The following is a 14,366-nucleotide window of genomic DNA, read 5'->3' as shown; positions in this document are numbered from 1 at the left end:
CGGGTCGGCGTCACCGCCGTTGGTACAGTCGGGCCGCATGACCGGCCCGTCGTCGTCAGGTGTCGTGCGTTCGTCCGACCGCACGCCCGGCACCGCCCCACGCGCGGCGGGCACACTCTTGGGCGTCGTCGCCCCGTTTCTCGCGGCATTGACGCTGTGGGCCGTCGCGGCCCCCCGCTCGGAGCTTCTGTCCGTCGGCGGCGGACGCGGCCTGCGGCTGACCGATTCGGGGGCGGACGGTGGCAGCCAGTTGCTCACGCTCGTCGTGCTCACCGGCTCCGCCACGGTGTGCGCGGTGCTCGTGCTCTGGCACCGACATCCCCGCCTGCGGCGGCCGGGAGGCGTGCCCGCGCTCGCGCTCGTGCCCGGGCTGGCGGCGACGACGGCCGCGATGTCCGCGTCCCCGGTGGCCGGGGTGCTCGCGGCGCCGCCGGAGGACGCCCCGTACGGGCAGGTGGTGCGTCAGGCCCCGGCGGCGGGGGAGCTCTTCTACGACCGGATGATCTACGGCCTGTCCGGCCCGGCGTGGGACTGGTTCCCTCCCGGCGTCGGCTGGCTGGCCCTGGGGACGATGATCGCGGCGTTCACGGTCGCCGCCCTGGCGTACCTCGACCCGTCGGCGGACCTGCACGCCGACTGACGGGACTCACCACCCGCTGCCGGTCGGCGGGCGCAGGGTGGCGAACTGGTCGGTGATGCGCAGTCGCCTCTCGGCGAACCGGTACAGCCCCGCCGGCCGCCCGCCCGACGGGCCCGGGGGAGCGCTGCGCCCGCACGCCTCGAGCTCGCGGCGGCGGGTCAGGACGCGCTGGAGGTTGGTCGGGTCCACCGGGTGCCCGAGCGCGGCCGCGTAGAGCTGCGCGAGGAAGGACAGCGTGAACTCCTCGGGCGCGAGGGCGAAGCCGAGGTTGGAGTAGGACAGTTTGGCCGCCAGGCGGTCGCGGGCCAGTGCGACGATGCCCGCGTGGTCGTAGACCGTGTCGGGCAGCTCGTCCACGCGGAACCACGCGGTGTCGTCGGGCAGGGCCGGCGCGGCGTCGCAGGGCAGCACGCCGAGGAAGCCGGAGGCGAACACGCGCCGGCCGGGGACGCGGGCCGGGTCGGAGAAATCGGCGACCGGTTCGAGGTGGCTCAGTGACCGCACGTCGACCTTCTCGGCGAGCTGCCGGGTGGCGGAGGCGCGCAGGTCCTCGTCGTCACGGACCTCGCCGCCCGGGAGCGCCCACCGGCCGGCGGCGGGCCCCAGGGAGTGTTGCCAGAGCAGCACGTGGAGGGCGGGTGTCGAGGCCTCGGAGACCGGCCGCACCTGGCTCACCACGACGAGCACCTCGTGACCGGTGTTACACTCCTTCATGTATTCGATCATAAGTCGAAAACGTCCCCGGGCGGTTGCCGGAGGGCGCCGTGAGACTTCACCCGGGAGGGGGCAGCGTTGAGCACTGCCACAGGACACAGCACGACGGTCGCGCCGCGGCCCGGCACCACGATCGGGCGGCTCGACTCGCCGCTCGCCGCGAGGATCCGTCACGACGGCTCCGTGTACACGGGCGTCGAGCCGGACGCCGAGTGGGCCTCGGAGATCCGCCGCCTCGCCGCCGAGCGGGACGCGGTGATCCTCGCGCACAACTACGAGATCCCCGCCATCCAGGACATCGCCCACCACGTCGGTGACTCGCTGGCCCTGTCGCGGATCGCGGCGGCCGTCGAGCAGTCGACGATCGTGTTCTGCGGCGTGCACTTCATGGCCGAGACCGCCAAGATCCTCTCGCCCGACAAGACCGTCCTCATCCCTGACGAGGCCGCGGGCTGCTCGCTGGCCGACTCCATCACCGCCGAGCAGCTGGCCGAGTGGAAGTCCGAGCACCCGGACGCCGTCGTGGTCTCCTACGTCAACACCACCGCGGCGGTCAAAGCGCTCACCGACATCTGCTGCACCAGCTCCAACGCCGTGGACGTGGTCGCCTCGATCGACCCCGACCGCGAGGTGCTCTTCCTGCCAGACCAGTTCCTCGGCGCGCACGTGCGGCGCAAGACCGGTCGCGACAACGTCCTCGTGTGGGCGGGCGAGTGCCACGTCCACGCCGCGATCAACGGCGACCAGCTCACGGCCAAGGCCGGCGCCCACCCGGGCGCGGAGCTCTTCGTCCACCCCGAGTGCGGCTGCGCGACCAGCGCGCTGCACCTGGCCACCGAGGGCGCGGTGCCCGCCGATCAGGTCAAGATCCTGTCCACCGGCGGCATGATCGACGCCGCCCGTGCCTCGGGCGCCCGCGAGGTGCTCGTGGCGACGGAGGTCGGCATGATCCACCAGCTGCGCAAGGCCGCCCCGGAGATCGACTTCCTGCCGGTCAACGACCAGGCCAGCTGCCCGTACATGAAGATGATCACCCCGGCCGCGTTGCTACGCGCCCTCGTCGAGGGCGCCGACGAGGTCCACGTCGACCCCGTGACCGCCGAGGCCGCGCGCGGGTCGGTCGAGCGGATGATCGCCATCGGCAACCCGGGGTCCGGGGAGTGAGCCGCCCGGGCGTGTCGGGCGGCGTGTCGGACCGCGGAACGGTGGCGAGCGGTGCAGCCGGGGTCGACGACGACGAGTTCTTCGACCCCGACACCCGTGCGGACGCGGTGCTCGCGATCCGTCGCGCGCTCGAGGAGGACCTGCGATACGGCCCGGACGCCACCTCGCTGGCCACGGTGCCGGCCGATGCCCGGGCGACCGCGCGGCTGGCGACCCGCGCAGACGGCGTCGTGGCGGGCCTGCCGCTGATCGAGATGGTGCTGGCCGAGGTGCTCGGCCGGGGCACGGGCGGCTCGTCCGGCGAGAGCGGCCCCGGGTTCTCCGTGACCCTCCACGCCCGCGACGGCGACCGCGTGGCGGCCGGCGACGTCGTGGCCGAGATCAGCGCGCCCACCCTCGGGCTGCTCACCGCCGAGCGCACGGTGCTCAACCTGGTGTGCCACCTGTCCGGGGTCGCCACCGCCACCCGCGCGTGGGCCGACGAACTCGCCGGAACGAACTGCGCGGTCCGCGACACGCGTAAGACGATGCCCGGAATGCGGCTGCTGCAGAAGTACGCGGTGCGGTGCGGCGGCGGGGTCAACCACCGCCTGGGCCTGGGCGACGCGGTACTGGTCAAGGACAACCACGTCGTCGCAGCCGGTGGGGTCCTCCCGGCGCTGACGGCGGTCCGCGAGCGCTTCCCGGATCTACCGTGCGAGGTCGAGGTGGACTCCCTGGAGCAGCTCGACCAGATGCTGGCCGCGGGCGTCGACCTGGTGCTGCTGGACAACTTCCCGGTGTGGCAGACGCAGATCGCGGTGCAGCGCCGCGACAAGGTCTCGCCCTGCACGCGGCTGGAGTCCAGCGGCGGGCTCACGCTCGACGTGGCCGCCGACTACGCGCGCTGCGGCGTGGACTATCTCGCGGTCGGGGGCCTGACCCACTCCGTCGCAGTACTCGATCTGGGTCTGGACCTGTGAGGTCCGCCCCACGGGGGCGTTCGGGCTCGGGCGCCGGGCGGCGGGCCGCGTAAAGTCGTCTGCCATGACGGGGTTCTGGGACTCAGGCGAGAAGAGCACGGCGGCGGAGCGACGACTGCAGCGGATGGAGGAGGCCCGGCGCCGCGTCGAGGCCGGGGAGAACACCTCCCCGCCGCCGCCCCCCGCGCCCGCCAAGGCCTCTCGCACCCGGTCCGCCCGTGCGCCGAAGGCCGCGACCGTCGACCCGCTGTCGGTGTCCGGCGCCCAGTTCGCGGTGTGGCGCAGTGTGCAGCATTTCTGCAGCACCGACTCGACTCCCGACGCCCGCGGCGGAAACCTCGACCTGCTGGTCGCGTGGTCGGACTCCATCCAGCCGTTCCGCCTGCGCCAGCGGATCGTCGCCCGCCTGGACGACGAGGGCGCCTGGCTGCCGGTCTGCTACGCCAAGGACGGTTCACGCGAACCCATCACCCAGGCGCAGGCCGAGCGGTACAGGGAGGCCCGCCTCGGGGAGGCGACCCTGTCCGGCGGGGCGCAGAAGCCGCTCAAGGACACCGACCACCCGGACGAGACCGTCACCCTGTAAAGCACCCCGCAGGTTTCGGTTCCGCCGGCGGGGCGGTCAGCGGTCGGCGAGCGAGAACCGCCGCCCCTCCGGCTGCGGGCCCGTCGCGACGACGACCTCCTCGGCCCCGGCCTTCGCGGCCGCCGCGTCGGTGGTCTCCTTGGCGGCGGTGACCTCGTCGTCGTCCTGGTCTCCCGCGGGGTCCCCCTCGCCGGTGGCGCGAACCATCTCACCGTCGCCGGGCAGCGGTTCGACCGCCACGATCGTCCCCTCGTCGAGCAGCGCGATGATCGCCGTGCGCGCGGCGCGGGCGTAGCGCAGGTTCCGCAGGGCGGGCGTGTCGGTCTCAGGGGCGGACGGGTCGACGTCGACCAGACGCAGCGGCTCGCCCGAGTGGGCGTCGTACGCCTCGCACACTGACTCGATGAGCTCGTCGAGCCCCAGGCTGTCGCGCTCGCCGAGTTTGTCCACGATGATCATGCGAGCCCGCTCCAGCGCGGGCTGCTCGGGCTCGGTGGCGGCGTCGATGGCGGTCCGGATGGCGTCGAGAGTGGGCATGCCCCGAGAGTGCCAGCCCGCACGGCGATCCGCAGCCGGTACGCGGCCGGTGCGCGCGTCAACACGGCCGGTGACCGTCGAGCACCTCCGGCACGACGGTCACCACGACGTCCTCGATCTTCCAGCTCAGCCGCGCCAACCGCCGACGGACGTCCGACAGGGCCTCGACGGTGACCTCGCGGCCGTCGGCGGGGACGAGGAAGGCCTCCACGTGGAAGACATGCCCCTCGTCACGCACGCGCGCGCCGCGGTCCACGGACCAGTCCACCTCGGCCAGCAGTTCGTCGATCTCGTAGACGAGCGGGTGGGGGTCGGTGCCGTCGAAGCGGGTGGGGCGCGCGTCGGCGAGCCCCTCGATCGCGCCGCGCAGATTGGACCACCCGTCGCTGATGATCGACACGCTCACCACCAGTGCCGCGACCGCGTCCGCCCACCACAGCCCCAGGCCGATCCCGAACACCCCGACGATCGTGGCCAGACCGGTCTTCCAGTCGGCGCGGTTCATGGCGGCGTCGGCGTAGAGCACCTTGTCGTGCAGCGCCTCGGCCGGTGCGAGCTTCATCCGGCCGAGGATGAACGGCCCGATGACCGACAGCCCCATCACCACCACCATCAGCCACCCGGACCAGATGACGTGCCCGCCGATCTCCACCACACCCAGCGGGGGTCGCTCGCCGGTGATCAGCCCGGTGCCCGAGTCGACGATGAGGAACACGCCCATGACCAGAAGCGACACGCCGGCCACGAGGTGCCCGATGTCGACCGCCCGGTGATGCCCGTACGGGAACCGCGCGCTCGGCGGGATCCTGGACACGCGTACGGCCACGAGGAACGCGATCGGCGGCAGGAAGGACAGCGAGTCCTCGATCCACGCCGCCTTCATCGCCTGCGACTGGCCCGACACCGAGTACACGGCCGCGACCGTCACGGCGAGAACGGCGAGGGTCACCCACTCCAGCCGGATCGCGCGTCGCAGTGCGGCCTGCTGCTCCTCGGGTAGGTCCCGACCGCCGAGCGCCGTCTTCCCGCTCATGACGCTTCCCCGCTCACGACGCCTCCCCGGTGCCGGCGAGGTACGTCTCCAACGCCACGAGCAGGGCGTTCTCGCCGAGCGGCGTGGCCATCACCATCTGCTCGGTGTCGCCGTCCGGTGTGACCTCATCGGCGTAGGGTCGGGTCACCGCCGCCTCGGACTCCCACGGCGTATCGGACGTCAGCCCGCCGACGACCACGTCGAGATCGCCGCGGACCATCGCCATCACGAGTTCGCTCTCCGCACCGGGGATCCATTCCACGTCGGCTCCGTGCTCGGTGGCGAACCCACGCACCAGGTCGACCTCCCGCCCGGCGACGCGCCCGTCGTCGTACACCTCGGTCCACGGCGGGTTCTCCGACACGCCCACGCGTAGCACGCCCCCGGTGATCCGGTCGAGGCTGCCGTCGGTATCCCTGGGGAACGGTCCGCCGCACGCGGCGGTCAGGGCGCCGGTGAGGGCGAGGAGGTATACGACGACGAGCGCGTTCCGACCCCCGACCCGGCGCGACCGGCCGACCGGGAACCCGCGCTGCCGGACCTGCATGACTGACACCCTCCCGACGTCCTGCTCAGGACGAGAGTTCCACCAGGATCCCCGGCACCTCGGGGAGCAGCTCGCGGGCGAGGAAGCCGGTGGGGCCGGTCCGGGCGGACAGGCGCTCTCCGGCCCGGCCATGACTGTAGGTGGCCCACGCGGCGGCCTGTGCCGGATCCGCCCCTCGGGCCAACAGCCCGGCGATGATGCCGGCCTTGACGTCACCGGAGCCGGAGACGCCGAGTCCGAACGATCCTGACTCGTCCCGCCAGAGACGGCCGTCCGGGGTGGCGATCCACGAGGTCGAGGTGCCGGACACGACGACCGCGCGGGCGCGGCGCGCGAGTTCGGTGACGTGCGCGGGCGTGTCGGCCTCCACGTCGTCCTGGTCGACACCCAGGGTTCGAGAGAGCTCCTTGGGGTTCGGACTGAGGACCACGCGGCCGCCGAGGTGCTCGAGGCCGTCGGGGTGCTCGGTGACGTACGCCATGCCGAGCGCGTCCAGCACCAGGGTGGTCTCCAGCCGGGGGAGCACCTCTGCGAGTAGGTCTGTCGCGGCGGTCTTGTCCCCGATGCCGGGGCCGAGGACCACGGCGTCGCAGGACTTCGCGAGCCCGATGATCGTCTCGGCGCCCACCGCTGCGAGCTCCCCGTCCTCGCGTTCGGGCAGCCCGACGGCCTTGGATTCGGGGATGTGGATCGCCAGTCCGGGCGCGACCGACTCGGCCGTGACGATCTGCAACTTGCCCGCGCCGCTGCGAAGCGCGCCCTCGCCGGCCAGTTTCACCGCCCCCGGGGTGGCCCGGCTGCCGCCCACGACGATCACGCGTCCTCGGCCCTCCTTGCCCCCGCCGGGCGCGGGCAGTGGCCAGTCCCGCAGGAGGTGAGGCGTGAGGACCGTCTCGGCCCCGCTCGCACCACCGGATCCGCCGCCCGTCATGTCGCCGCCCGTCATGTCGCCGCCTCCTCCTGCGTCGTCGGCGTCTCATGCGTCGTCGGCGCATCCGCGCGCTCTACAGCTGTCGTGTCAGCGTAGTGCTCGAGTGTGAGTTGGTCGTCGGCGCGCCGGTAGGTCGTCACCGAGCAGTTGGGCAGCGGGTCCTCGCGGTCGATCGTCAGCACGTCGTGCTCGGCCATCCGCTCGAGGGCCACGCGGAAGCACATGATGACCGCCTGGTGGCTGAACACGCATACCCGCTCGCCGGCGTATTGCTGGCGCAGGTCGGTGAGCAGGTAGCGCACACGCAGCAGCACGTCGGTCCAGCTCTCGCCACCGGGCGGCCGGTAGTAGAACTTGCCGATCCGGTCCCGCCGCTCGGCCTCCTCCGGATAACGCTCTCGGATCCCCCCACCGGTGTAACCGTCCAGGATCCCCAGATCGCGCTCCCGCAGGCGCTCGTCGGTGAGCAGAGTCGGCGCGCCCGCCGCCCCGCCCGCCGCCTCGAGTGTGAGGGACGCGGTGTCGGCCGCCCGGCGGTACGGCGAGGTCAACCACACGGTGGGCCGGAGCTCCTCCGGCAGCTCGCCGAGCCAGGCGCCCACCGCGCGGGCCTGGCCGACCCCGGCCTCCGACAGCGGGGTGTCGGCGTCGCGGTAGTCCAGGTCGAGGCGGTGGGCGCCGGCGGCGCGGGCTCGGTCGTCGGCGACGTTGCCGATGCTCTGTCCGTGGCGGATCAGCTGGAGCCGCGCGAGTTCTGTCACGGCTGGAGGACCACCTTCACCGCGCCGTCCTGCTTCTTCTGGAACATCTCGTACGCGCGCGGGGCGTCGGCCAGCGGCAGCCGGTGGGTGGCGAAGTCGTCGACGCCCAGGGGATCCTCGTCGGTGAGCAGCGGCATGATGTCGGGCACCCACCGCTTGACGTTGGCCTGGCCCATCTTCAGCGTGATCTGCTTGTCGAACAGCGTCAGCATGGGCAGGGGATCGGCGCTGCCGCCGTACACGCCGGAGAGCGAGATGGTCCCGCCGCGGCGCACGATGTCGATCGCCGAGTAGAACGCGTCGAGCCGGTCGACGCCGGCGTTCTCCATCACCTTCTTGCCGAGGAACTTGGGCAGCATCCCCACGGCCGCGTGTGCGGCACTGGCGGCCGGGGAACCGTGCGCCTCCATGCCCACGGCGTCCACCACCGAGTCCGGGCCGCGGCCGTCGGTCATGTCGCGGATGACGTCGCCCAGCTCTCCGGGAACGTCGGTCGGGTCGATCACCTCGACGCCGCGGTGTGCCTGGCGTGCGCGTCGCTCCGCGACGGGATCGACGCCGATGACGCGGTGTCCGTGGTGGGCGGCGATCCGGGCCGCCATGTCTCCGATGGGACCGAGTCCCAACACGACGACCGTCCCGCCGTCGGGAATCTCGGCGTAGTCCACCGCCTGCCACGCGGTGGGCAGGACGTCCGAGAGGTAGAGGTAGCGGTCGTCGGCGTGCTCGTGCGGCACCTTGATGGTCGTGTTCTGCGCCTGCGGGACCCGCAGGTACTCGGCCTGGCCGCCGGAAACGCTGCCGTACAACTCGGAGTACCCGAACAGCATCGCACCCATGCCCTGATCACGGACCTGGGTGGTCTCGCACTGGGTGTTCAGTCCCTTGTCGCACATGTAGCAGTGCCCGCACGAGATCTGGAACGGCATGACCACGCGGTCGCCGGGCTTGAGGCCGGTCACCTCGGCGCCGACCTCCTCGACGATCCCCATGGGTTCGTGGCCGAGGATGTCGCCCTCGTGCATGAACGGCCCGAGGACCTCGTACAGATGCAGGTCGGAACCGCAGATGTTGGTGCTGGTGATCTTGACGATCGCGTCGGTGGGTTCCTGAATCCTGGGATCGGGGACGTCCTCGACGCGGACGTCGCGCTTGCCGTGCCAGGTGACTGCCTTCATGTTCGGGCTCCTCCCTCGGGTCGTGCTATGCGCCTTCGCGCATATTCCCGACCGTAGTAACGACGCCGACGGCCCGCATCCGGTGGACGCGCCCCGCGGCGCGCACGCGAGGCGCAGCTGGTCGCGGCCTCAGTCCAGAACGCGCAGGACGCCGGAGTGCGTCGTCACCTGGTCGGTGAAGGTCGTGACCACCACCTGGCGCAGCACCGTCGCGCCGCCGTCGTGCCACACGGTGGCGATGGTCGACGCGGTGAGCTCGTGAGGGCCCACGCGGAACTCGCCGAGGGTGTCCGAGACCAGTCGACCCCGGTCGTCCACCACCCTGTCGGTGGCCCGCACCCGCCAGCGTTCGAGCGTCGCAGCCGTGTCGTCGAGCCGGTCCAGCAGCGTTCCGAGGTCGATCGCGGGACTGATCCGCGCGAGCGAGAGGACAACGGTCGGTTGGAATCCTTGGCGGTACAACCCGGGATGTGCCCAGATCGCGACGTTGCCCACCGGCACGGCCTGTTCGACCAGTCGCCAGCCGGCACCCGGGTCGAGCCCGGCGAGTGAGGCGTCATCCAGCGGCTCGAGGACGCGGTCACCGGCCTCGAGGAACTCTGCGAGCGTCGTCATGGCGTGTCCTTGTCGTCGGCGCGGACGATTTCGCCCGTGGACCGATCCCAACGATCGCCGACGCGCATCGTCCGACGCGTGTTCCAGTCCGGACCCACGAAGAACTCGGCGCACTCGGGAGTGTCCAGCAGTGGCCGGAGCCCGGGGTTCTCCACGAGGAGGTAGATGGCGTTGATAAGCGTGTTCGGCTCGATCTTGTAACCGGAGCAGTCCACGCCGATCACGTCCTGATCGTCGATGCGGAAGAGCATGGTCTTCCTTCTGGTCTCCACTCCTTCGCGAACGAACATCTGGACCCCCGCGCGGAGATTGCGGTGGGAGGGCCGGTGAATCTCGCCGGGGCCCCCGTTCTTGATGTTGGCGTCGCACACGGATCGGAGTGCGGTGACGGAGTCCCACGGGATGGCGGCCTGGAAGTACCCGCGCGTGTAGTGCAGCGCCCCGGGTGTGAAGACGAGCGCGCAACGGTGACCTCCGGCGACGAGGGACCAGCCGACCAAGGCGATGCCCGCCCACCCGATCGCCAGGGCCACGTAGGCCGAGACCTGAGACCAGAGGTTGTCGTAGTCGGGATCGGAGAACCAGCGGATCAGCATCCATGAGCCCAGCGCGATCCCGACCACGAAGGGAATGTGGAGGCGCCAGTGCCCGTATGCGGGAATCGGTGTTCGGGGTTCATCGATCCGGGGTGGAGTCCTGAGGTGGACGAAACCTGTGACGGTCGGAACGAGCACGGCGACCATCGCACTGGACCCAAGATACGCGAGCTCCACGAGGTCGGGCCGCTCGGAGTACGCGGCGCGCACCGGGTCGATGACACCCAGAAACCACCAGACGTCGATCGACGTGGCAGCCCATACGACCTGCCCGGCGTACCAACACAGGGCCGCGAACGCCAGCAGCCACCGAGGGTTCTGGGCGACGCGGTAGGTCCACTCGATGGTCCGGGCGGCAGAGTCCGGTGCCGGTTGGGACATCACCCTCACCCGCCTTGCCGCTGGTCGTCGAATCGGTCGCGGACGTGCGCGGACGCCCTGGCGCTCGCAAACGTGCCGAGGACGATGCCCCCGAGTACGCCGGCCACCGTCCCCGCGCCGGGAACGATGCTTCCGGCCACGCCACCCGCTACGGCGGAACCGACGATGCTCGCCGCGAGCCCCGCTCCGAGACCGGCGCCCTCGGCGGCGAGCGTCTCCGTCAACGGCTCGTCCTCCGGCGCGCCGTACACCCCGGCCACGAAGCTCAGCGCCGACCCGAACGGGCCGAGCCCCTTGGCGACGACTCGGGTGCTGCGCAGTCCGTCGTCGCCGGCCGCGATCGCGGCGGCCAGTGGTTCCGTCATCACCGAGTTCACCACGCCCACGGTGATCGTCTTGGCGTCGACGTTGTTGCTGTGGTCGGCGATGGTCTCATAGAGGCGGGTGAGCGTGTCCGCAGTCTCGACGTCCAGAGAGTCGATCGCACGGAGCGCGTCCTTGATGGTCACTTCGAGCTCTCGGAGTTCTCGCGATCGGGTCGCCTCCATGTCGGGAGGACACACCACGCTTCCGTCCTCCGCGAGGGTCGCCCCCTGTCGGAGTACCGCCTCGACGCCCGCCCTCAGCCGATCCCGGTGGATGGCGACGGATCGAGCGAACGACGACAGGGGATTCGCGGTGCTGCGCAGGTCGTCGCCGAGTGCGAATGTGCGCCGACGCAGATCCTGAACCGATGAGCGCGCCGCGTCGACGGACTGACCCTCCATCCCGTCCAGCACCCGCTCCGCATCGTCGCGCAGGCGGGCCGCGACGTCATTCGTCACGGTGATTCCCGCGCGGACCGCGCTGAGGCGCGATTCGGCGTCGTCCACCTGCCACGCTAGTGCGTCGCTGACTCGTATCGGCACCGGTTCACCTCCCGCCGAACATCGCGGCGTTGTGGCCGTCCGCCGTGACGATGACCCCGGTAGCGGTCCGGAGGCGGCCCGCCTCCTCCAACAGGTCGGAGCTCAGCCTGTCGGCCGACTGACTCAGCCGCGCGCCGAGCGTGCTCGCGATAGCCGCGACCCTGCTGCCCCTCAGAACATTCGCCAGCGTGGAGAGGTCGCCCTCCGGGGTGATCCCGCCGATCTGGTCGCCGAATCCGTCCACGCGCCGGGCGAGATTCGTCAGTTCCGCCGGCGTGACATCGAGAGGCCCGGTCATCGTCGCCCCACCGTGGGTTCGACCACCGGCCGCGCCGATTCCCCCTGACGGGCCCGCGTATCCCGGTGGAAGCGGCCTGGTGCTGTGGTGGCGCTCGTCGTCGTCGTACTCATACCTGCGTTCTCATCTCCGCCTCGCTGGTCGTGGTGACGTCTCTGTTGCTGTCGGTGTCGCTGTTGCTGCGGTTCTGTGCGACCTATCCGTGCACCCTGTTTCCGTGCACCCTGTTCGACGCGCGGGATCGCCGGTTCGGTTCCACGCCTGCGCGGACGCGAAAACGAAGTGTCGCCGCTTCACCGTGGATAAAGTGATCGTCATTCAGGCGGGAGTGGCCGGTTACACGGCCCTGGCGACGGTGGTGGACATGACGAGATCGCCCGGGAACGGCTGGGACACCGATGACTGGCGATACGCGCCGTTCAACGACACCCGGGAGCCGCGTCGGAACACCGCGGTATGGATCCTGGGCGGGATCGTCGTGGTACTGCTCCTCGTGCTCGCAGCGGGGGTCGGCTACCTGGTCGCGGCGCGGGACGATCAGCCCGCCGCTGCACCCGGCGCGACTCCCATCGCTGCTTCCGTGGCGACGGAGAGTCCGGTCGTCCCGTCGACGGAGGCCCCCAGCTCGCCGCTCGCGCCGACTCCACAGGCGGCGCCGGTGGCACCGGGGGCGTCGGCCGCGCCGGAACCCGCCGTGACCGTCGGTGATCTGGGACTCGACACGCCCATGTCTCGACCGGCGTGTGACGGCCGGGGGATCGTCGTCCTCTATTCGGCGGTCACCCCGGGCGCGTACGCCCAGGAGATCGCCTCGGCCTTGGCCAGGTATCCGGGAGCGTCCTACCTACGCACGGACATGGCGTGCCCGTCACTGCGGCCGCGCGACGAGAACGGCAACGTCATCTACGCGGTCTATCGGGCGTCGGGTTACACCCGGCAGGAACTGTGCGCGGATGTCCGCGCGGCGGGGCCCCCGGCCTACGGTCGGTGGCTGGACATCACCAGCGATCCGTCTGTTCTCGTCACCTGCTGACGCCGGCGTGGTGCGCCGACGCCGGGATCACCGGAGGATGAGCGGGATGTGTTGCTCCGCCGCGGTGTTGGCGCCGTGGTGGCCCAGGAGGGACGACTCCATCGGCTCGTGCTCCGACCGCGAGAGGATGACGCCGCCGCTCGCGATGGCGATGACATCACCGAGCCGGTCGGCGTAGGTGCGATCGGGGCCGAAGAGACGCTCGTCAAAGGCCTGCTCGCGGCTGATCACGCGGGCGTGACCGGCCAGTTCGGCTCGCCACGCGTGGAGGACGTCGTCCGCTGCGCCCGGGCGGGCGTACGCGTGACGGACGCGAGCTTCGCCGGCGACGATCTCGACATCGGCGAGGAGTGCGGGCGTGTGGTCGATATCGACGACGGTCTCGGCGTTGACCATTCCGTGGTCCGCGGTGACGATGAGTCTGCAGTCGCGGGGGAGATCGGTGGCGAGGTCGGCGATGAAGGCGTCGACAGCGCGGAGCGACTCCAGCCACTCCGGAGAGCCGGGGCCGTGGATGTGTCCGATGAGGTCGAGGTCGCCGTAGTACGCGTAGACGAAGCGCCTGGATCGCGAGGGGCGGCCCACAGCGTCGATCACTCCCTGCTTCACCTCGTCGAGGGAGACAGCAGAGCGAAAGTCCCCGTCCGCCCGGAAGGCCGCCCGGGTCAGTCCTGATTCGCGGAACTCCTCACGCATCACGTAGGTGACGTCGATGCCGTCTGAGGCGAGATGTTCGAGCAGGCTCGACCGTTGCTGGATTCTCCGCGGTGGGAAGCGATCCATCGCCGACGGCCCGCCCGCCGAGTCGAGGGTCCAGCGCAACGGATTGAACGAGACGGCGGTGTTGTCGGCGTCGTCCGAGATTCGGAAGCTGTACCCCACAATCCCATGCTTGGAACACGGAGCGCCTACGGCGAGGCTCGTCAGGCTGGTCGCGGTCGTCGCCGGGAAGCCCGCGGAGATCATCCGGGAGGACATGGCGGCGAGAGTCGGGGCGTCGGTGGCGTACCGACGGATCAGCTCGGCGCCGAGGCCGTCGACGAGGACCAGGACTGCGTCGTGAGCCGGTGCGATCCCGAGCGGGTTGTGGTGGCCGGAGCCCAGCGACGCAGCGACAGACGGCATGACATCGGCCAGTGAATGGGCGGAGGGCTCGATCGGGATCTCTGTCATGACTTCACCATCCCTCATCCGCCGCTGGTGAGGGCGGTAACCGGCGGCTCACCCGCCGTGGCGACTGCCTCAGAAGGGTGGTGGTGGTTGGAGGAGTTCGTCGAGGTGCTCGTGGAGGGCGTGGAGGATGGCTTTTTCCAGGGCGCTGTCGGTGGGTTTGTTGCGTTGCCACCAGCGGCTGGCCGCGGCGGGGGTCATGCGCTCACGCGGGGCCGGGGCCGGGGCCGAGTGCGGGGCGGCGTCGGCGCTGCCCGCGGTCTCGTCCGCGGTCTTGGGTGGCGGCGTGGTCGCGGCGCAGGCCTCGGCGGT

At 71.2% G+C, this 14,366-nt stretch carries 17 protein-coding genes and 1 pseudogene; 5 read left to right on the top strand and 13 right to left on the bottom strand.

Annotation, left to right across the window (positions count from 1 at the left end):
- Positions 1-37: 37 nt before the first annotated feature.
- The gene (locus DPA01S_RS11725; protein ID WP_061229128.1) at positions 38-640 is read left to right on the top strand and encodes a hypothetical protein; all 603 of its coding nucleotides are present in this window, start codon (positions 38-40) and stop codon (positions 638-640) included.
- A gap of 6 nt (positions 641-646) precedes the next feature.
- On the opposite strand, the gene DPA01S_RS11720 is transcribed toward DPA01S_RS11725, so the two are convergent.
- Positions 647-1,354, bottom strand: a complete 708-nt coding sequence (locus tag DPA01S_RS11720) for an NUDIX hydrolase (protein WP_061229144.1) — start codon at positions 1,352-1,354, stop codon at positions 647-649.
- A gap of 132 nt (positions 1,355-1,486) precedes the next feature.
- On the opposite strand from DPA01S_RS11720, the gene nadA reads away from it, so the two are divergent.
- The 3 genes from nadA to DPA01S_RS11705 all read left to right on the top strand — a co-directional run bounded on the left by nadA (position 1,487) and on the right by DPA01S_RS11705 (position 4,066).
- Positions 1,487-2,518: a quinolinate synthase NadA gene (nadA, locus tag DPA01S_RS11715; RefSeq protein ID WP_174521550.1), complete on the top strand. Its 1,032-nt coding sequence runs from the start codon at positions 1,487-1,489 to the stop codon at positions 2,516-2,518.
- A 41-nt stretch (positions 2,519-2,559) separates the two neighbouring features.
- Complete coding sequence (gene nadC, locus DPA01S_RS11710) at positions 2,560-3,480, top strand: carboxylating nicotinate-nucleotide diphosphorylase (protein ID WP_083961807.1); 921 nt, start codon at positions 2,560-2,562, stop codon at positions 3,478-3,480.
- A gap of 64 nt (positions 3,481-3,544) precedes the next feature.
- Complete coding sequence (locus DPA01S_RS11705; RefSeq protein WP_061916437.1) at positions 3,545-4,066, top strand: hypothetical protein; 522 nt, start codon at positions 3,545-3,547, stop codon at positions 4,064-4,066.
- Between the two features lie 36 nt (positions 4,067-4,102).
- Here the strand turns inward: DPA01S_RS11705 and DPA01S_RS11700 are convergent, their stop codons facing one another.
- From DPA01S_RS11700 to DPA01S_RS11655, 10 genes are all read right to left on the bottom strand, one after another.
- Positions 4,103-4,603 (bottom strand): hypothetical protein, encoded by a 501-nt coding sequence (locus tag DPA01S_RS11700; protein WP_061916434.1) that lies wholly within the window; start codon positions 4,601-4,603, stop codon positions 4,103-4,105.
- A 58-nt stretch (positions 4,604-4,661) separates the two neighbouring features.
- Positions 4,662-5,636 carry a cation diffusion facilitator family transporter gene (locus DPA01S_RS11695; RefSeq protein ID WP_061916431.1) on the bottom strand — a complete coding sequence of 325 codons (975 nt, stop codon included), beginning with the start codon at positions 5,634-5,636 and terminating at the stop codon, positions 4,662-4,664.
- 13 nt (positions 5,637-5,649) lie between these two features.
- Positions 5,650-6,183 (bottom strand): transporter substrate-binding domain-containing protein, encoded by a 534-nt coding sequence (locus DPA01S_RS11690; protein ID WP_061229132.1) that lies wholly within the window; start codon positions 6,181-6,183, stop codon positions 5,650-5,652.
- Positions 6,184-6,208: 25 nt separating this feature from the next.
- Positions 6,209-7,129, bottom strand: a complete 921-nt coding sequence (locus DPA01S_RS11685; RefSeq protein WP_083324213.1) for an NAD(P)H-hydrate dehydratase — start codon at positions 7,127-7,129, stop codon at positions 6,209-6,211.
- Positions 7,126-7,875, bottom strand: a complete 750-nt coding sequence (locus DPA01S_RS11680) for a histidine phosphatase family protein (protein WP_061916428.1) — start codon at positions 7,873-7,875, stop codon at positions 7,126-7,128. The genes DPA01S_RS11685 and DPA01S_RS11680 overlap by 4 nt, the downstream gene beginning before the upstream one ends.
- Positions 7,872-9,053, bottom strand: coding sequence for a zinc-dependent alcohol dehydrogenase (locus DPA01S_RS11675; protein ID WP_061916425.1), 1,182 nt, complete (start codon positions 9,051-9,053; stop codon positions 7,872-7,874). Before DPA01S_RS11675 ends, DPA01S_RS11680 begins: the two co-directional genes overlap by 4 nt.
- A gap of 129 nt (positions 9,054-9,182) precedes the next feature.
- Positions 9,183-9,668: a hypothetical protein gene (locus DPA01S_RS11670; protein WP_061916422.1), complete on the bottom strand. Its 486-nt coding sequence runs from the start codon at positions 9,666-9,668 to the stop codon at positions 9,183-9,185.
- Positions 9,665-10,645 carry a hypothetical protein gene (locus tag DPA01S_RS11665; RefSeq protein ID WP_153038743.1) on the bottom strand — a complete coding sequence of 327 codons (981 nt, stop codon included), beginning with the start codon at positions 10,643-10,645 and terminating at the stop codon, positions 9,665-9,667. The genes DPA01S_RS11670 and DPA01S_RS11665 overlap by 4 nt, the downstream gene beginning before the upstream one ends.
- Before the next feature lie 5 nt (positions 10,646-10,650).
- Entirely contained in the window at positions 10,651-11,553 is a 903-nt protein-coding gene (locus DPA01S_RS11660; protein WP_153038744.1) for a hypothetical protein, read from the bottom strand.
- Positions 11,554-11,557: 4 nt separating this feature from the next.
- The gene (locus tag DPA01S_RS11655) at positions 11,558-11,851 is read right to left on the bottom strand and encodes a hypothetical protein (protein WP_061229139.1); all 294 of its coding nucleotides are present in this window, start codon (positions 11,849-11,851) and stop codon (positions 11,558-11,560) included.
- Between the two features lie 307 nt (positions 11,852-12,158).
- Here DPA01S_RS11655 and DPA01S_RS11650 point away from each other — a divergent pair, with 307 nt between their 5' ends.
- Positions 12,159-12,884, top strand: coding sequence for a serine/threonine protein kinase (locus DPA01S_RS11650; protein WP_232303116.1), 726 nt, complete (start codon positions 12,159-12,161; stop codon positions 12,882-12,884).
- A gap of 27 nt (positions 12,885-12,911) precedes the next feature.
- Here the strand turns inward: DPA01S_RS11650 and DPA01S_RS11645 are convergent, their stop codons facing one another.
- Positions 12,912-14,057 (bottom strand): alkaline phosphatase family protein, encoded by a 1,146-nt coding sequence (locus tag DPA01S_RS11645; protein WP_061229140.1) that lies wholly within the window; start codon positions 14,055-14,057, stop codon positions 12,912-12,914.
- Between the two features lie 69 nt (positions 14,058-14,126).
- Positions 14,127-14,366, bottom strand: a pseudogene (locus DPA01S_RS17050) (HNH endonuclease signature motif containing protein); the annotation flags it as partial.

The sequence above is a fragment of the Dietzia papillomatosis NBRC 105045 genome (genome assembly GCF_001570845.1).
GTDB classification, from domain to species: Bacteria; Actinomycetota; Actinomycetes; order Mycobacteriales; family Mycobacteriaceae; genus Dietzia; species Dietzia cinnamea.
This window is presented reverse-complemented; position numbering and strand designations above follow the sequence as displayed.